At 33.5% G+C, this 16,407-nt stretch carries 16 protein-coding genes and 1 riboswitch; of the genes, 8 read left to right on the top strand and 8 right to left on the bottom strand.

Annotation, left to right across the window (positions count from 1 at the left end):
• Nucleotides 1–22: 22 nt before the first annotated feature.
• From cysK to sfsA, 4 genes are all read right to left on the bottom strand, one after another.
• Complete coding sequence (gene cysK / locus EW093_RS11180; RefSeq protein WP_149568490.1) at nt 23–943, bottom strand: cysteine synthase A; 921 nt, start codon at nt 941–943, stop codon at nt 23–25.
• A 95-nt stretch (nt 944–1,038) separates the two neighbouring features.
• Entirely contained in the window at nt 1,039–1,401 is a 363-nt protein-coding gene (locus EW093_RS11175) for a CoA-binding protein (RefSeq protein ID WP_149568489.1), read from the bottom strand.
• Nucleotides 1,402–1,694: 293 nt separating this feature from the next.
• Nucleotides 1,695–2,456: a TIGR02757 family protein gene (locus EW093_RS11170; protein WP_187759685.1), complete on the bottom strand. Its 762-nt coding sequence runs from the start codon at nt 2,454–2,456 to the stop codon at nt 1,695–1,697.
• A complete protein-coding gene (gene sfsA, locus EW093_RS11165) occupies nt 2,449–3,141 on the bottom strand; it encodes a DNA/RNA nuclease SfsA (RefSeq protein WP_187759684.1) in 693 nt (230 codons plus the stop codon). The genes EW093_RS11170 and sfsA overlap by 8 nt, the downstream gene beginning before the upstream one ends.
• Before the next feature lie 135 nt (nt 3,142–3,276).
• Between sfsA and EW093_RS11160 the strand changes: the two genes are divergently transcribed.
• The 6 genes from EW093_RS11160 (at nt 3,277) to EW093_RS11140 (ending at nt 10,497) form a co-directional block, all read left to right on the top strand.
• The gene (locus EW093_RS11160) at nt 3,277–5,289 is read left to right on the top strand and encodes an FAD-dependent oxidoreductase (protein WP_149568486.1); all 2,013 of its coding nucleotides are present in this window, start codon (nt 3,277–3,279) and stop codon (nt 5,287–5,289) included.
• Between the two features lie 89 nt (nt 5,290–5,378).
• Nucleotides 5,379–5,533, top strand: a riboswitch (adenosylcobalamin (AdoCbl) riboswitch).
• A 62-nt stretch (nt 5,534–5,595) separates the two neighbouring features.
• A complete protein-coding gene (locus EW093_RS11155; protein WP_149568485.1) occupies nt 5,596–6,105 on the top strand; it encodes a hypothetical protein in 510 nt (169 codons plus the stop codon).
• 2 nt (nt 6,106–6,107) lie between these two features.
• Nucleotides 6,108–6,911: a hypothetical protein gene (locus tag EW093_RS11150; RefSeq protein ID WP_149568484.1), complete on the top strand. Its 804-nt coding sequence runs from the start codon at nt 6,108–6,110 to the stop codon at nt 6,909–6,911.
• Nucleotides 6,908–8,755, top strand: a complete 1,848-nt coding sequence (locus EW093_RS11145; RefSeq protein WP_149568483.1) for a TonB-dependent receptor plug domain-containing protein — start codon at nt 6,908–6,910, stop codon at nt 8,753–8,755. Before EW093_RS11150 ends, EW093_RS11145 begins: the two co-directional genes overlap by 4 nt.
• On the top strand, nt 8,748–9,752 hold the full coding sequence (locus EW093_RS17340) for a YncE family protein (protein ID WP_187759683.1): 1,005 nt from the start codon (nt 8,748–8,750) through the stop codon (nt 9,750–9,752). The genes EW093_RS11145 and EW093_RS17340 overlap by 8 nt, the downstream gene beginning before the upstream one ends.
• 64 nt (nt 9,753–9,816) lie before the next feature.
• The gene (locus tag EW093_RS11140) at nt 9,817–10,497 is read left to right on the top strand and encodes an energy transducer TonB (RefSeq protein WP_187759682.1); all 681 of its coding nucleotides are present in this window, start codon (nt 9,817–9,819) and stop codon (nt 10,495–10,497) included.
• 295 nt (nt 10,498–10,792) lie between these two features.
• On the opposite strand, the gene EW093_RS11135 is transcribed toward EW093_RS11140, so the two are convergent.
• The 3 genes from EW093_RS11135 to EW093_RS11125 all read right to left on the bottom strand — a co-directional run bounded on the left by EW093_RS11135 (nt 10,793) and on the right by EW093_RS11125 (nt 13,096).
• Nucleotides 10,793–11,821 (bottom strand): hypothetical protein, encoded by a 1,029-nt coding sequence (locus tag EW093_RS11135; RefSeq protein ID WP_149568481.1) that lies wholly within the window; start codon nt 11,819–11,821, stop codon nt 10,793–10,795.
• Nucleotides 11,822–11,823: 2 nt separating this feature from the next.
• Complete coding sequence (locus tag EW093_RS11130) at nt 11,824–12,129, bottom strand: GreA/GreB family elongation factor (protein WP_149568480.1); 306 nt, start codon at nt 12,127–12,129, stop codon at nt 11,824–11,826.
• A gap of 187 nt (nt 12,130–12,316) precedes the next feature.
• Entirely contained in the window at nt 12,317–13,096 is a 780-nt protein-coding gene (locus tag EW093_RS11125; RefSeq protein ID WP_149568479.1) for a helix-turn-helix transcriptional regulator, read from the bottom strand.
• Between the two features lie 221 nt (nt 13,097–13,317).
• On the opposite strand from EW093_RS11125, the gene EW093_RS11120 reads away from it, so the two are divergent.
• A complete protein-coding gene (locus tag EW093_RS11120) occupies nt 13,318–14,349 on the top strand; it encodes a 2-hydroxyacid dehydrogenase (protein WP_149568478.1) in 1,032 nt (343 codons plus the stop codon).
• Between the two features lie 47 nt (nt 14,350–14,396).
• Here EW093_RS11120 and EW093_RS11115 read toward each other — a convergent pair whose 3' ends face one another.
• Nucleotides 14,397–15,122 carry a tRNA 2-thiocytidine biosynthesis TtcA family protein gene (locus tag EW093_RS11115; RefSeq protein WP_149568477.1) on the bottom strand — a complete coding sequence of 242 codons (726 nt, stop codon included), beginning with the start codon at nt 15,120–15,122 and terminating at the stop codon, nt 14,397–14,399.
• Nucleotides 15,123–15,215: 93 nt separating this feature from the next.
• On the opposite strand from EW093_RS11115, the gene EW093_RS11110 reads away from it, so the two are divergent.
• On the top strand, nt 15,216–16,376 hold the full coding sequence (locus EW093_RS11110) for an L-lactate MFS transporter (RefSeq protein WP_149568476.1): 1,161 nt from the start codon (nt 15,216–15,218) through the stop codon (nt 16,374–16,376).
• The last annotated feature ends 31 nt before the right edge of the window (nt 16,377–16,407 follow it).

Raw genomic sequence — 16,407 nt, 5'->3', positions numbered from 1 at the left:
ATCTACTCCTAATATTAAACTTTTACTCTTCGTACAACCACGTACTTAAATATCTTTCACCAGAAGATGGACAGATGGCTAATATCTTTTTGCCAGCAAACTCATCCCTTGAAGCTAATTCTAATGCAGCTTTAACCGCAGCACCAGAAGAGATACCTAATAATAAACCCTCTTCCTTGGCTAATCTTCTAGCAATAATACCAGAATCCTCAGAAGTAATCTTTATAACCTCATTGAAGATTTCTGTATTTAATACTTTTGGTACAAAACCAGCTCCTATCCCCTGAATTTTATGAGGTCCAGCACTTCCTCCAGATAAAATTGGAGAACCTGCAGGTTCAACAGCTGCTACGTATAAATCAGGCCATGTTTTCCTTAAAACTTCAGATGTACCGGTAATTGTACCACCTGTACCAATCCCAGAGACAAAGGCGTCTAAGCCATCAGGAAAGTCTCTTAAAATCTCTAACGAAGTTGTTTTTCTATGGGCCTTTGGATTTGAAGGATTTTCAAACTGTCTTAAAACAAATGTTTTATCCCTCTCCTTTGCAATCTCTTCAGCCTTATCTATAGCAGCCTTCATCCCACCAGATCCTGGAGTTAAAACAAGCTCGGCACCTAAGGCTTTTAATAGTTTTCTTCTCTCTACACTCATAGTATCCGGCATTACTAGAACAACCTTATACCCCTTAGCAGCACCAACAAATGCCAACCCTATTCCAGTATTTCCACTAGTAGCCTCAATTAGAGTAGAAGAACTATCAATATCCCCTCTACTCTCTGCATCTTCAATCATCTGTTTTGCTATTCTATCTTTTACACTTGAAAGTGGGTTAAAGCCTTCTAGTTTTACATAGACCTCACCCTTTAACCCCTCTACAACTTTGTTAAGTTTAACTACAGGAGTATTCCCAACCAAATCAATTATTGAATCATATACCATTTTATATCTCCTTAATCCCATCTGAATAGTAGGTTATTGGCTTTCCATCTCCATGTCAACACTTTTTTCTACTATTAGTAAAAATTACTACTTAATTAGTATTGCCCAGTCTTTAACATTACTAAGGTACAACCCTTAACAACCTTAATCCCACTCTTCTCAATCTTTTTCATAGCATCTTCAGACTCAGTTCCAGGATTAAATATTACTCTCTTAGGGGATAATTTTATAATATCGTCTACTTGTTTATCTACAAGTGTAGGATTTACATATAGAGTTAAGGTATCAATATCCTTAGGTAGATCGTCTAAACTTTTAATTACAGAAAACCCATGAATCTCATCGGCAACATGGTTAACAGGAAAAACCTCATGGTCGAACTCCTTTAATAGCTTAACAGCCATGTTTGAATATCTATCTTCTTTTTTACTTGCACCTAGTACAGCTACTCTTTCCATTTAAAATCTCCTTACATTAAAAAACTAATACTAAATAATTTAATATTAATACCAATTTTATTGAATCTTTTTTACTTATATATGATAACATATATTATATTTAATATAGAGGTGAAAAATGGATTCTATTGTTGAGATTAATTCATTGCTCTGTACAGGTTGTGAATGCTGTATAGAAGTTTGTAAAAAAAAGATATTATATATCGACGATTTTAAAGGTCTATGTAAAGTTAGTCACCAAGATTTATGCGATAAAGATTGTGCTTGTGTTAAAGTGTGCGAACCTGGAGCCATTAAAATAAGGAGATAAGTTCATTATAATTCAAATCGGGATGTATTCCCAACCTTGAGAGAGAGAAATCCCACTTTACAGGGTCCTTTGGATTTAACTTTCTAAACTCCTGGGTAATCTTTAAGGCGTTAGACATTGAGTTACTCTTCGATTTAGTAAAACCTAAAATCATGCTAATACTCATCATGTGTATATCTAGGGGTATAATCAATTTTTTAGGGCTTAATTTTTTCCAAAGCCCTAAATCTAATCCATCATCCCTAACCATCCATCTAAAATATAGAGCTAGTCTTTTAAATGCACTATTCCCACTACTTTTTGGAATTAAGGCAGAACTCAGATTAAAATCTGCCGAAATCTTTTTAAATAGAGGGAAATATGTCTCATCATCTTCATCTAAATAACCAACAACCCAATCCTCAATTGATCCGTAGCTCTTTAAAACCCTAGAAATATTAATAAAAAACTCTACAATATGATAATCTTTATAATATCTATAATAAAAACCTTTAAAATCATTCTCAATTTTACTATCACTACTATTTAGTAAATATAGATATGGAGACTCCCCCATTTTATCAAATACAGACCCTAAAAACTTAAGAATCTGAAAAACATTACCTACAGCAAAAGAAGCAGCAATTAACCCTACAACTTCCATATCATTTTTATTACTATATTTTAAAACAAACTCAAAGGGATCTGGGTGTACAAACTCAATATTATTATATTTTTTATATAAATTATCTAAATCTTTAACCAAGCAAATCTCCTTTATAACTTATTGGCAGAATAGGATTTTCAACTTCCATAATATTTCCCATTGGGTCTACACCAACCTTATAGGGAAAAACTTTTATGTTACTTGAAACGTCAAAAAGTGTTTGAGCAAAAAGTGGATCTGTAATGTAGTTTGGTGTAAAAAGTTTAGCTTCTGGATTAAAAACGACAAGAATTACAGCGGCAGAATAACCATTATTACTACTATCTAATAACTCCTTTAAATGTTTTACCCCTCTAATGGTAGGTGCATCTGGAAAAACAGCTAACTCTCCATTAAAAAGTGTACAGGATTTAACTTCAATATAAGTTGTACCACCAATAAAGAAGTCAAATCTAGATTTTTTGTATGTAACCTCTCGTCTTATATCAAGTTCTGGAAAAAGTTTTGGGATAATTAATTCCTGTGCAACATCATTTGCCCTAGCCGATGTTATAGGAACAATTAACTCTCCTTTGTAAATGGCAACAACAGTAAACTCTGTCTTCCGCTTTGGGTTTTGACTTTTTTCCAATATTAGTTTAACTCCAGGGATAAGTAGTTCCCCCATCCGCCCAGTGTTTGGGCAGTGGCAGACAACTTCTTTCCCATTAAGTAAGGCATATATAATAAATCTATTTGGTCTTTTTATAAATATTCCATAAAAATCATTATTAAAAATTTTCAATTTACTTAAGCCTCCACTATAATTGTTAATAATAAGTATTATTAAGTAAATTTACAATATTTGACAGTAGAATGTTTGACGATATGCAATTTTTTATATATATTGTTTTTACGACATAATGTTTTGGGGGAATAAATGGAAAAATTATTAATTATTGGTGGTGTTGCGGGTGGAGCAACTGCTGCGGCAAGAGCTAGAAGACTTAATAAAGATATTGAAATAACAATGTTAGAAGCTGGTCCAGATGTATCATTTGCAAACTGTGGTCTGCCATACTATATAGGTGGGGATATTGAGGCAAGATCTAGCCTTATTCTTGAGAGCCCTGAAAGTTTTAAAGATCAATACAATGTAAATGTAAAAACAGAGACTGAAGCTATAAAAATTGATAGAGAAAATAGAGTTGTAACTGCCCTAGATAAAAAAGCTGGGAAAAATGTTGAATACAAATATGATAAACTAATTATGGCCCAGGGAGGAAAACCAATAATACCTCCTCTGCCTGGTGTAGATCAGGAACATGTATTCTCACTATGGACACTATCGGATATGGATAAGATAGAAAATTATATTACTAAAAACAAACCTGAGTCGGCGGTTGTAATCGGTGGTGGTTTTATCGGTTTAGAGATGGTAGAGGCCCTAGCTAAACGGGATATAAAAGTTAATGTAGTAGAGATGATGCCCCATGTTATGCCTAATATGGAAGCTGAGATTGCGGGTTTTATCCAAGAAGAGATGGAGTCATACGGTGTAGGAATACATACAGGGAGAGCTGTTACTTCAATTGAGAGATATACGGCTAAACTTGATAACGGTAAATCTTTAGATGCTGATATGGTATTAATGTCTGTAGGAGTAAAACCAACTCTACAACTAGCAATTGATAGTAAATTAGAGATTGGAGAAGCAGGTGGGCTTCTAGTAGATGAGACTCTGAAAACAAACGATGACAATATATACGCCGCTGGCGATATGGTTGAGATGACCCATAAAATTGGTGGGAAAAAGGTTAGAATTCCCCTTGCAGGTCCAGCAAATAAACAGGGTAGAATTGCTGCATCTAACGCATTAGGTCAAAAGATGACATATAAAGGTTCCCAAGGAACTTCTGTTGTTAGAGTTTTTGAAGCTGTTGCAGGGTCTACTGGACTTAACCAGAAGCAAGCTATTGATGCTGGGTTTAAAGCCCAATCAATTGTAATACACAAAGAGCACCATACATCCTACTTCCCAGGTTCATCCCCGGTTACCGTTCTACTAACCTACGATAGTGAGACAGGCATAATTTTAGGTGGGCAGACGTGTGGATATAAAGCTGCGGATAAGAGATTAGATGTTTTGGCAACAGCTGCAGCTTGTAAAATGACAATTGGAGACTTATCAGAACTTGATCTTTCCTACTCTCCTCCAATTGGAACAGCTAACGACCCAGTTAATATGGCTGCATTTGTAGCACAAAATAGAATGACAGGTTATAGCCCATCAATTACAGTTAGTGAATTAGATGACTTTGCGGGAAAAAACAGACCAGCATTTATAGATGTAAGGGACTATTTTGCATTTGAGAGATCCCACATAACAGGAGCTGACCACATACCACATACTCAGATAGATAAAAGATTAGCGGAGATTCCTAAAGATAGACCAATCTTAATCTACTCTGATAAGGGTAAAAAAGGTCACCAAGTTGTAAGAGAATTAATCCTTAAGGGTTATAGTGATGTATATAATATTGGTGGAGGATTTCCAAGCATTGAAAGATTTGCAAGAACTATTGGTTTTGAACATCTACACATTAATTTAATCCCATTAGATAAAAAGTCTGTTCATAACCTTGAAGATTCTAGTGTAGAAGTTGTTGAAGAAAATGTTGTTGAAGAGAAGATTGATACAAACTCAGCAATAGTAGTGGATGTTAGGTCCCCTGGAGAGTTTGCATACGGAGCATACCCAGGAGCTATTAACATTCCTTTAGACTATTTAGAAACTAAGGCTGATGAGTTAGGAGCTAAGGATAGAGATATTACTCTATACTGTGCTTCTGGTGCTCGAAGTGGTTATGGAGTTAGGGTTTTACAATCATTAGGTTTCACCAATGTTAAAAATGGTGGAGGTCTAATGAGCATGATGGCTGGCTTAAACTAGAAGTTGTACAATATAATAAAAAAGTCACAGGTTAAAACCTGTGGCTTTTTATTTATAATATCATCGGTTTACATTGAACAGAGAACCTGCTAACATTCTGCAAACATATAATTCATGGAAGTGAGGTTAGAATCCTCCACGGTCGCGCCATCGTATTAGTTTTTCCTATTTGGAAAACTTAAGTCGGATACTTGAATATGTGTAAAAAATTATTAAGACTTCGCGATTGAGTCGGGATAATAATACACAGCACCACATCTCTGTCTATTTAATTCCAGACTCTTTTCTTGAATGAAAGGAGAACAAATGAACAACAAAACATTAAGAAGAGGATTTATAACCCCTCTAATAGCCCTTCTATTACTGCTTAATAGCTGTAACCTATTTGATAACCAAACCACAACAGAGTTAAGTATTGTAGGAACATGGCTTGATCCATCATCCGGAGGAAAAATTGAAGTAACAAGCAATGAATACTCATCATACTGGTCCAATAATGGACAACTTACTCAAAGTCACAAAGGGAAGATAACTTCCTTTGAAAATGGCACTTACAATGGGTCAGAAGTGGAAACCTCTACTGGGGAGTATGGATATATTACAATTAAGTACGACTCAATAAACGGTGGCGCTGGGGCTGGAAAATACGGTATTCTTAGATGGAAATCCTTAATAACTGATAATGGAGTTACAACAATGTCCTACTCTGAAGGTTATAATTCTGGAACATATTTTGAGACAGAAGCTGAGGCTAAAATTGGTATGACAGACGAAGCTAACTATTTTAACTTCTACTCTACAACAACAAAAGAGTAGTTATGAGGTTCTCCCCTATTATTTTTGTACTACTGTTATCTTGCTCTGTTAATGAAGGTAATTATAATAGGGCCTCTATCTACTACCCAGTGGAAGTAACTGACTATTATGCTGCTCCAGGGTTTTATAGTAAAAACCCTACATTTTCTATAAAGGAAAACCTAGACAAACTTCTTGGGTTCCCAAAGGGGGGTGGTATTTACGGGGCAGATAATAGTTCTATAGTGACTCTTGGAGGCCCTGGAGGGTATATCGTTGTTAGATTTGATCCCCCAATTGAGAATATACCCAACAGTTATGATTTTATTGTATTTGGAAATACCATTTGGGTAGGAGCAGACCCTAATAACCCCAACCTAGAGCCAGGATTTGTTGAAGTAAAAGAGAATATTGAAGATGAATGGCTTTTATTAGTTACTCCTGAGAATAGAGACTCAATAGTCAAAAAAAAAGTGACATATGGTTCGAACTCTATAAATGCTTGGGAGTCAGCAGATGATTATAACTGCAGAGTTGGGTTTACAGAAGTTACACCTACACTTAAAAAACCAGAAAACATAAAAGATGAAGATTTTTATACTGTACCAGACACTCCAGGAGACTTAACTATAGATAGTGGTTCAGGGGGAGGGGATGCTTTTAAGTTAGAATGGGCAGTAGACAGTAAGTTTACTCCTGTTCAATTAAGCAGTATTTCATATATAAAAATTAGTACAGGTCTCTTTCCTAATGGAGGGTACACATATGGGGGGACTTATTACCAGTCAGAGACAGAAGTTGATGCAATTATAAGAGTGAAAAAGTGAAAAAATATCTATTAATAATACTGCTATTTTTATCATTAAACCTTTTCTCTACAGAGGATATAGAAACAATAATTATAACCGGAGAAACAGAAAAAATTAATAAATTTGATAATAATACAAAACAGATATCTATAATTTCCAAGGAAGAAATATCTCTATTACCTGGGGCATCCACATCAGAATTAATATCATCAGCAATGGGTGTAGCAATGTCAAAAATGGGTAATGATGCGTCTCCATCATTTATATCAATTAGAGGTTCTTCTCCAGAGCAGGTTCTTATAATGTTAAATGGAAAGCGGCTTAACTCATCCCAGGGGGGAGGAGTTGATCTTTCCACTATATCCCCAGAGAGCATAAAAGAGATTGAAGTTATACGAGGTGGAGGGTCTGCTGTTTATGGAGAGAGTGCATTTGGTGGAGTAGTTAATATTATTACAGATGAAAATATTAATTCCTACATAAGAATAAAGTATGACTACAACATAGAAAAAAGAAATATCCTCTCTTTAAACTTAAACAAGAATTTTAAAGGCTTAAATGTTAATGGTGGAATATATGGAATATATAGCCCTGGGAATTATGATTTTTTATATAGAGAGAGTTCAAGACAGAGGATAAACTCTGACTTAAAATCTATATTTGGTTCATTTAATTTGAACTTTTTAATCAATAATATAGACATAACCCTTAATAATAGCCTTTATACTGCTGATAAAGGTGTTCCCGGTATTATAGAGTTTCCTTCAATAACAGCTAGAATGAAGGACTTAGAATACATTAGTGGAATTAATTTTAACTTTATAGACCTCTTTTTTATAGATGTCACATATCTAAATAAAATAAGGGATTATAAAGATTCAGATGCCCCTTTAGGACCTATTAGTAGTAACCATGATTATAAATCACTATCATCAACTTTTTCCTATAATAATACAATTGAACTAAGTTCAAGATTTGACTATTTAGACTCTACAACTATAGATAAAAATATAAAAAGGGAGGCAATTTCCCTTTACATTTCTCCCCAGTATATTTTTTCTAAACTTTTAATTCATCCATCAATTCGAATAGATACGGTAATAGACTCCGATATTATTTTTAGTTGGAGTCTTGGTTTTTCTTACAACTTTGATTCTCAAAACAGACACACACTAAAAAGTAGTGTTGCCAATAGTTATAGGTTGCCCTCTTTTAACGATCTATTTTGGCCTCAAACCTCATTTGCAATTGGAAACTCTAATCTAAAAAATGAGAATGCCATTATATTTGACCTTGGCATTATAACTGCTCTAACAGGAAATTTAAAACTTGAAACAACGCTCTACTATCATGATATTTCAAACCTAATACAATGGAACCCAGGGCCCAACGGTCTTTGGTCGCCTAATAACCTAGGGTCAGCCCAAATTAAGGGTTTAGAGACTGAATTGTCAATTCTAATTGATTTTTTACCAATTTACGGATATTTAGAAGGTCGAATAAATTATACATACCTATCAGCTTTAAACAGGGATCCAGGTATATTATTCAATAAAAAACTTATAAACAGGCCATCCCATAAAGGAAATGTAATTCTAATATATTATCATTACAATAGTTTTAAAATCTCCCTTGATACCACTTTTACAGGAGAGAGTTATATAACTAGTGCAAATACAAAAAGTAGAGCCGGTTATACCCTTGTAGACCTAAATACCATTATACCAATAACAGATGAGTTAATACTAAATATTTATGGTAAAAATTTATTAAACAAAAACTATACGGATTACCGTGGTTACCCTGTACCAGGATTTACTCTTGGGATAAGTCTAGAATATATAAGGAATATAAATGAATAAACTTCTATCAGTAATTATCACAGTTTTAATGCTCTCTTGTAATAACGATAAACAGATTATTATTCCTGAAATTAAAGGGAATATTGTTTTTTTTAATGGACTAGCAGAGACATTAAGCGTTCTAGATATTCCAGAGAATCGAGTTTATAATAATGTGCAAATAACGGGTATGTGGCCAAACCATCTAGTATTAACTGACACTATTATATTAGTAAATTCTGGCGATAACTCGATTTCCCTGTACGACGACAAAGATTTACACAAAACTAAAGAGATCTATTTAGGTAGTGGTAAAAATCCATGGATGACGTTTCCTCTACCTAATACAGATTTCCTATATATTAGCTGTTATATCTCAGATGAAGTTATAAAGGTTAACAAGCAATCTGGAGAAATTCTTAAAGCTATTAAGGTGGGAAAAAATCCTGAGGGTGGTTGTCTTATAAATAACAGGCTCTATATTGGCAATACAACTTCTAATTCAATATCTATAATCAATACTTTAGATGATACCATTGAGAAAACAGTTAACCTAAGGGATATAATTCCTAATAGAATCTTTAATCCACAATCAATAATCCCCTTTAAAGAAAGGGAAGAAATTCATGTAATATGCACAGGAGAAAACAGTACTGGAGTTAGTGATGGAGTAGTTATTATTCTAAACTCAAAATCCCTCCAGTTAAAATCAACAATAGAGGTCGGAGGTTCTCCAATATTCGCTGATGGGGGAATTAACTTTTCTAAAAAGCTAGTCTACCTACATGGTACTACAGGCCTAGGTGCCTATAATTATGAGACATATAAGAAAATAGGTATTACTACTGTTTTTGATAATATTTTTATCTCTGGCTTATTATTTATTCCTGAGACAAATAAAATTTATCTATCAAATTTTGCTAAGGATGAGATTTATATTCTTAATGGAGATAGCTATAATCATGAAGAGACTATTCAAGCTTCTGATGGTGTTCAGCAGCTCATTTATATTAGATAATAGATGGATTAGTTCAATTTTTATCTCCTTGGTACTAATGTTCTCTTCTATTTTTCTTCTAGATTTGTATATAAAAAAACATGACGTCAAAAAGATAGATGTTCCTCAGGTTACAAAATTGTTTTTTTTAATAGATTCGGCCAATCCCCCCCAAATAGTTTCCAACAAAAAAAGACCTGTAAAAACAACTCAAACTGCTAAAGAAACTCAAACAACAAAGGAAAGTAAAACTACAATTCCCACACTAATTTCAAAGAAGACCAAAACTACTGGAAAAGTCCAGCCTACTAAGGGAATCCAGCCTGCTAAGGAAATCCAACCTACTAAGGAAATCCAACCTACTAAGGAAACCCAATCTACTAAGGAAATCCAACCTGCTAAGGAAATCCAACCTGCTAAGGAAATCCAACCTACTAAGGAAATCCAACCTACTAAGGAAACCCAACCTACTAAGGAAACCCAACGTAATGGTGAAACTATAGATTTTAAAGAGATATCCAGAAGGTTAAATCTTGTAGCGCCAACCTACCCCAAATCTGCCATTAAGTGGAAAATAGAAGGGATTGTTAAGGTCGAAATATCAATAATGATGGATGGTTCAATTAAGAGTGTAACTATATTAAAGTCCAGTGGACATAAAATATTGGACAATCAATGTATAACAACAATAAAAAAAAGATGGAAATTCCATAAGCAAAATAAAGAAGTTAAAACCATAAAGAATTTTATCTTTAAATTAAAATAAATACTATCCTTTTCTCACACACCTTTTGGGAAATTTCCCTATTCAATTTAAGGCTATCTACTTATATTCAAATAATAAAACCAGGTGTATTATTTAATCATTATTAAAAGTTAATTAACAAAAGTTATTTATTAAAAAATGTAAAAAAAAGTAGATTAGAAAAAGTTAAATGGAAACTAGGAAATAAAGAGTCAGTAACGGTACCGACTCTTTTTTTTATTAATAATTATTCCAAAACTAAATTGCAATACATCCGTGGGGGAATAAGGTTCTAAATAGTAATAAGTAGGGACTTTTAGACCCTTTTTTTCATAAGGAATAGTAGAAATAGCTCCTCTAAGGTCTGCTTTGGACCTTCCACACCTTCACGTTGTCTATTAATTCCATCTTGTCGTCTTCTTAAAAAACTTTGATACAACTGAAGAGATTGGGGTTGATTATACCTATCCTGTCTCTCCCTAAGCTTTATAAGAGGCTCATTAAGCAGGTTAGAAATAATCTCAGTACCACGAACTCGATCTACTGCTGATATATGGTTCTCTTTCATATAACTACGAAGGGCTGTAATCTCTTCATATTTAAGATCAAAAAGAAACTCCTCTAAAGCTTCACCTTTATCATCAAAGTCTCTATTATACCACTGGAGAAATTCAGACCAAATAGGAGATAAAAGGGAACTTAGACGCATTAGTTCCATTGATCCCATAAGAGTACCTAAAACAGGTACAATATTTTGACGGGCTTCCCATAGGGTTCTAATATATGGAGCAAAAAACTGAGTTTTATTTTCAAATCTATTTTCCCATAATTCAATTAGCTCGCTAGATATGTAATCAGAAGAATTTCCATTATAATTTTTCATAGTTAATAGAGATTTATATAACTCTTCCGCCATAAGTGAATATAGAATATTGGAATAAGCTTCCTCCACTGGTTCTTTAAACGCCTCAAGTTCTGGAAATTTAAATGTCAGTTTAACAAGAAAACCCCAAAAGTGAAGTAGGCTTATGGAAAAACCAAAACCTAGAATTACCTTGGTAGGCATGTTTACAACTTGATCAATCCTCTTTTCTTTAATTTTAAGACTAAGAGTATCTCTACTCCGACTTTCACCAAGCATATTCATCTCTTTTATTAGGCTAGGTGATCGTCTAACAATAACAGAAAGAGCTTCAAGGTCAGACTTTCTTTGTTTAAGCATCGATAAAAATGGGGATTTCCTGTAATTAAGAAACTCCATAATACCTGCTATAAGATACTCACCCTCCTCTGAAAATATAAGATTATTTCCTGGAGAGTTACAGGTATTCAAGTTAACCTGCATGTTTATTCACCTCCAATAGTAACTTGTTCTACGTCTATAACCTCTAGCTCTATTACTCCAGCAGGAGCATAACATGTTGCGATATTTCCCACTGCTTCACCTATCAAAGCCGTTCCTAGAGGAGAGAGTATTGAGTATAGATCTTTTGTGGAGTCGGCAAAAACAGGAAAAACAATAGTTGCTTTAGATATAGTTCCACTTTTTATGTCCTTATATGTCACTTTTGAATTAAGGGTAACATACTTGGTTGTAAAATGATTAACGTCCCCAATAAATGCATTTTCCATCTCGCTTACTAGAACTTTCATAAACTTATTATTATATTTTTGTGTTTTTTTAATTTGACGTATGAATAAGGTAAGACTTTTATAATCTTTCTCATTTAATATTATCTGCTTATTAGCCAATTTTTGACCTCCTAATTATTACTTAACTCTATATCTAGGCAGTAAAGCAGACAATCTGAATTAACCCTGTAGTTAACGTACAGGTTTTTTACAGGTTTATTAGGTAGGTTTGCAGATTTATAGCTTTTCCGTTTAATTTTAGCTTTTTACGAATAGTACATCTATGCCGTTCAACTGTTTCAGGGCTAATATTTAAGCAGTTAGCTATCTCCTTAGAACCTACCCCCTTTGCAACAAAACTACAAACCTCCATCTCCCTAGGAGTCAAAATCCCTAGAAGAGAATTAAGCTTACTACCTTTGTTTGTTAAGTTTTCAAGTTCTGTTTGAATTAAGGATAAGAGTATCTGATTCTGATCAGGTAATATTTGACGAAGCTGATTAAGTAGAGGGAATAGAAATGTTTGGATTTTGACCTGAATTGTTTCAGCATCTTTCTCCCTTTCATTTTGTAGTCTAGTCAAAAGTTCTGTAAGAGTTGCATTTTTTCCTTTTATAGCAGCTTCATTTCTTAATCTTTGCACAGCTATTGCAGATAGTTCAACTGCCGAAATAAGTAGATTCTTTTCCCTTGGAACAAGTATATCTTCATTATTAAAAAAACTAATATACAATACTAACTTCTCATCTTTGTTAAGCCTAGAAGTTGTAAATATATTACCCTGTCCTACTATCTGTTCACCCTCTCTAACTATTTTCAACTTCATATCTAAAGCTTTTGGGTTAGTCATTGCCTTAGAAAGCTCCAAGGTAACCCTTTTTAAAAGAGGTTCCTCTGCACCACTATAACTAGTAAACAGAGGTGAAAGATGATAGAGACAATCAAGCTCCTTTTCCCTCTCTCTTAATTCACTTTCAACACTAGTCACAAAGTCACTCCTTAAGCTTAATCTTATATTTTCCTATAAAAAAAGATCCATTCTTTTAATAGTATCCTTTTATACTATATTTGAATATATAGGAATATAAACCTATAATTTTTAAATAACCTAGAATCGAAGTTTGTTAAATCTAATCGATGTTCAAACCTTGACCATTAGGACTAATATTAATAACTTACTAATATAGGCGCAACTAACTGGAGGCCAAAATGAAAATAGTATTTTACGATAGTAAACAGTATGATATAGACTCTTTTGAAAAAGAGAACAGAGACTTTAACTACAAGCTTAAGTTTCTTGACTTTAAGTTAACAATCGAAACAGTAGAATTAGCCAAAGGTTATGACGCTGTTTGTGTATTTGTAAATGATATAATAACGGAACCAATTATTACAAGATTACACGAACTTGGTATAAAAATTATAGCCCTACGTTGTGCGGGATATAATAACATCGATTTTAAAAGTGCTTTTAATAAAGTTCACGTAGTAAGGGTTCCAAGTTACTCCCCATACGCTGTAGCAGAACACGCAATGGCACTAATTATGACCTTAAATAGAAAAACTCATAAGGCTTATAATAGAACAAAGGAGAGCAACTTTAATATTGGTGGACTTATGGGCTTTGACCTATATAAAAAGAACATTGGTGTAATAGGAACAGGTAAGATAGGACAAAAGTTTATAGACATAGCAAATGGATTTGGAATGAATGTTTTAGCCTATGATAAATTTCCAAACACTAACCTAAAGGTTACCTATTGCGACTTAGATACTCTATATAGGGAGTCTGATATAATATCTCTACACTGCCCTCTGTTAAAGGAAACAGAGCACATAATAAATAGGGATAGTATTAAAAAGATGAAGGATGGAGTTATGATAATTAATACATCCCGGGGAGGTTTAATAGACGCAAAGGATCTAATTAATGGCCTTAAAAGCCGTAAGATAGGTTCTGCAGGGTTAGATGTTTACGAAGAGGAGGCTGAATACTTCTTTGAGGATTTCTCAAATGATATGATTTCAGATGATAAATTGGCAAGACTAATATCCTTCCCTAACGTATTAATTACAAGCCACCAAGCCTTTTTGACTAACGAAGCATTAAAGAATATTGCAAATACAACTTTAAATAATATTAAAAACTTTAAGGATAAAGAGTATATAGATAATGAGGTTTGTTATCAGTGTAAACAGTTTGGAAAGTGTTCAAAGGATGAAAAGAAGCCATGTTTCTAGGATTAGGGAGTTATTAAGCTCCCAACTTCTAGGCTTTAAGTTTATCTTTACTCTTCAGGAAGGTATCTAGGTATAATATTGCTCATAGAGTTGTATAGATTCTCCCTTACAACATCCCCATGGGTATCTACCATAGTTTGGATAATATCCCTCATATCCCTACGTTTAGAATTATCTGCAAACCCACACTGACAGGTACACTTAGTAATATTTAAATGGTCTGCCATTTTTATTATCTCATGCTCTTTAACATAGGAGAGAGGTCTAATAATTGCTTGGTCATATCTATCGTAATCTAATATTGGTAACATTGTTGATATTTTTCCCTTTAGGGCCATATTCATTATTAATGATTCAATTATATCATCCATATGGTGGCCAAGAGCTATCTTATCATACCCATTATCCACAGCGTATTTTAATAACTCAGTCCTTCTTTGGGTTGAACACCAATAACAGTTCATTTTTTTTCCTGGTTTTAACCTTTTTATTACACCCACCTCAAGTATTTCATAATCAACCCCCCAGCTCTGGAGTAGTTTCTCCATATTGGCCATCTCCGCTGGGTTCCCAAACTCAGACTGAATATGAATAGCTTTAAAGGTAAAATTAATTGGGAATCCCTTTATTTTTTTTGCTAAGTAGTAGGCTAATATCATAGAGTCCTTACCCCCAGATACAGCAAGTAAAACCTTATCTCCCTCTTCAATCATTTTATATTTTAATATCGATTTAGTTATCTTTTTATCAATTAGTGTCTCTAACTTCTTCAATTGTAATCTCCTGGGGATGAATATAACAAAGGTTTGTAAATTTTTCTATAAAAGTATTGATATTAAAGAGTAATTAGTTAATATTTTTCTATAATGAAAATGAAAAATCAAAAACTAATAATTCTATTTGGTGCCGTCCTAATGCAAATTTCCATAGGGGCTATATACTCATGGACACTTTTTAACGAAGCTTTGCATAATAAGTTTAATTGGGATATTAGTGATATATTATTAACAAACTCACTAATAATATTTGTTTTTGCCTTTACAACGATGTTCTCTGGTAGACTCTTAGATAGATTTGGATCAAGAATAATTGGAACAATAGGTGGAATACTCTACGGTTTAGGCCTAATTTTAACAAGTAGAGCTGATACCCTAATAGAACTATACCTATTTTATGGAGTTATAGCAGGAATAGGAGTGGGTTTTGTATATGTTTGCCCTCTAGCAACATGTATTAAGTGGTTTCCAAAGAAAAAAGGTTTAGTTACAGGGATTGCCATTGGCGCATTTGGTATGGGAAGCCTAATTTTTAAAACAGTAATTGAAGCTCTAATAATAAATAAGGGCGTATCCCAATCATTTTTATGGCTTGGAATGATCTATTTAATATTGACAGTTACAGGATCAAGATTATTAAAAGAACCTTCTAAATCCCATTCAGATAAACATAAAGAAAATAACTCTACTTTATATACAGTTAGAACAATGGTAAAAACTAAAAACTTCTACTTTATCTGGTTCTCATACCTACTAGCTTGTATTGGAGGTCTTTTACTTATTAGTTCGGCTGTAGAGGTTGGTTTAAACGTAGCCCATGTAACATTTACCCAGGCAACATCAGCTGTTATTATAATATCAATATTCAATACCCTAGGCAGACTATTCTGGGGTATAATATCAGATAAGATAGGTTGCAGATTATCAGCAATGTTAATGTTTATTCTCTCTGCTCTAGCCCTATTTACTATTAGTTTGATACCGATAAATATCTTCCTCTTCTACTTTTTAATAGCAATCATTACATTCTGTTTTGGAGGATTTCTTGTTATATACCCTACTATAACATCAGAGTATTTTGGATTGACAAACCTAGGGAGAAATTATGGATTAGTATACCAGGCTTACGGTGTTGCGGCTTTAATTGGTCCTATTTTATTAAAACATAGTAACAGTTATACAACTCCTTTTATTATTACAGGGATTACATCTATTATAGGATTAATATTAATATCACAAATAAGGAAGTAAACCTTGTTCTAAAAAGAAGTAATGATTAAAC

The sequence above is a fragment of the Thiospirochaeta perfilievii genome (assembly GCF_008329945.1).
Lineage (GTDB): Bacteria > Spirochaetota > Spirochaetia > DSM-2461 > DSM-2461 > Thiospirochaeta > Thiospirochaeta perfilievii.
The sequence above is the reverse complement of the archived record's forward strand: the minus strand, read 5'-3'. Positions and strand labels throughout refer to the sequence as shown.

Excerpts from the sequence above, each read along its gene's own strand:
- cysK (WP_149568490.1), bottom strand. The coding sequence starts at position 943 with ATGGTATATGATTCAATAATTGATTTGGTTGGGAATACTCCTGTAGTT.
- EW093_RS11175 (WP_149568489.1), bottom strand. The coding sequence starts at position 1,401 with ATGGAAAGAGTAGCTGTACTAGGTGCAAGTAAAAAAGAAGATAGATAT.
- EW093_RS11160 (WP_149568486.1), top strand. The coding sequence starts at position 3,277 with ATGGAAAAATTATTAATTATTGGTGGTGTTGCGGGTGGAGCAACTGCT.
- EW093_RS11155 (WP_149568485.1), top strand. The coding sequence starts at position 5,596 with ATGAACAACAAAACATTAAGAAGAGGATTTATAACCCCTCTAATAGCC.
- EW093_RS11150 (WP_149568484.1), top strand. The coding sequence starts at position 6,108 with ATGAGGTTCTCCCCTATTATTTTTGTACTACTGTTATCTTGCTCTGTT.
- EW093_RS17340 (WP_187759683.1), top strand. The coding sequence starts at position 8,748 with ATGAATAAACTTCTATCAGTAATTATCACAGTTTTAATGCTCTCTTGT.
- EW093_RS11135 (WP_149568481.1), bottom strand. The coding sequence starts at position 11,821 with ATGCAGGTTAACTTGAATACCTGTAACTCTCCAGGAAATAATCTTATA.
- EW093_RS11130 (WP_149568480.1), bottom strand. The coding sequence starts at position 12,129 with ATGAAAGTTCTAGTAAGCGAGATGGAAAATGCATTTATTGGGGACGTT.
- EW093_RS11120 (WP_149568478.1), top strand. The coding sequence starts at position 13,318 with ATGAAAATAGTATTTTACGATAGTAAACAGTATGATATAGACTCTTTT.
- EW093_RS11110 (WP_149568476.1), top strand. The coding sequence starts at position 15,216 with ATGAAAATGAAAAATCAAAAACTAATAATTCTATTTGGTGCCGTCCTA.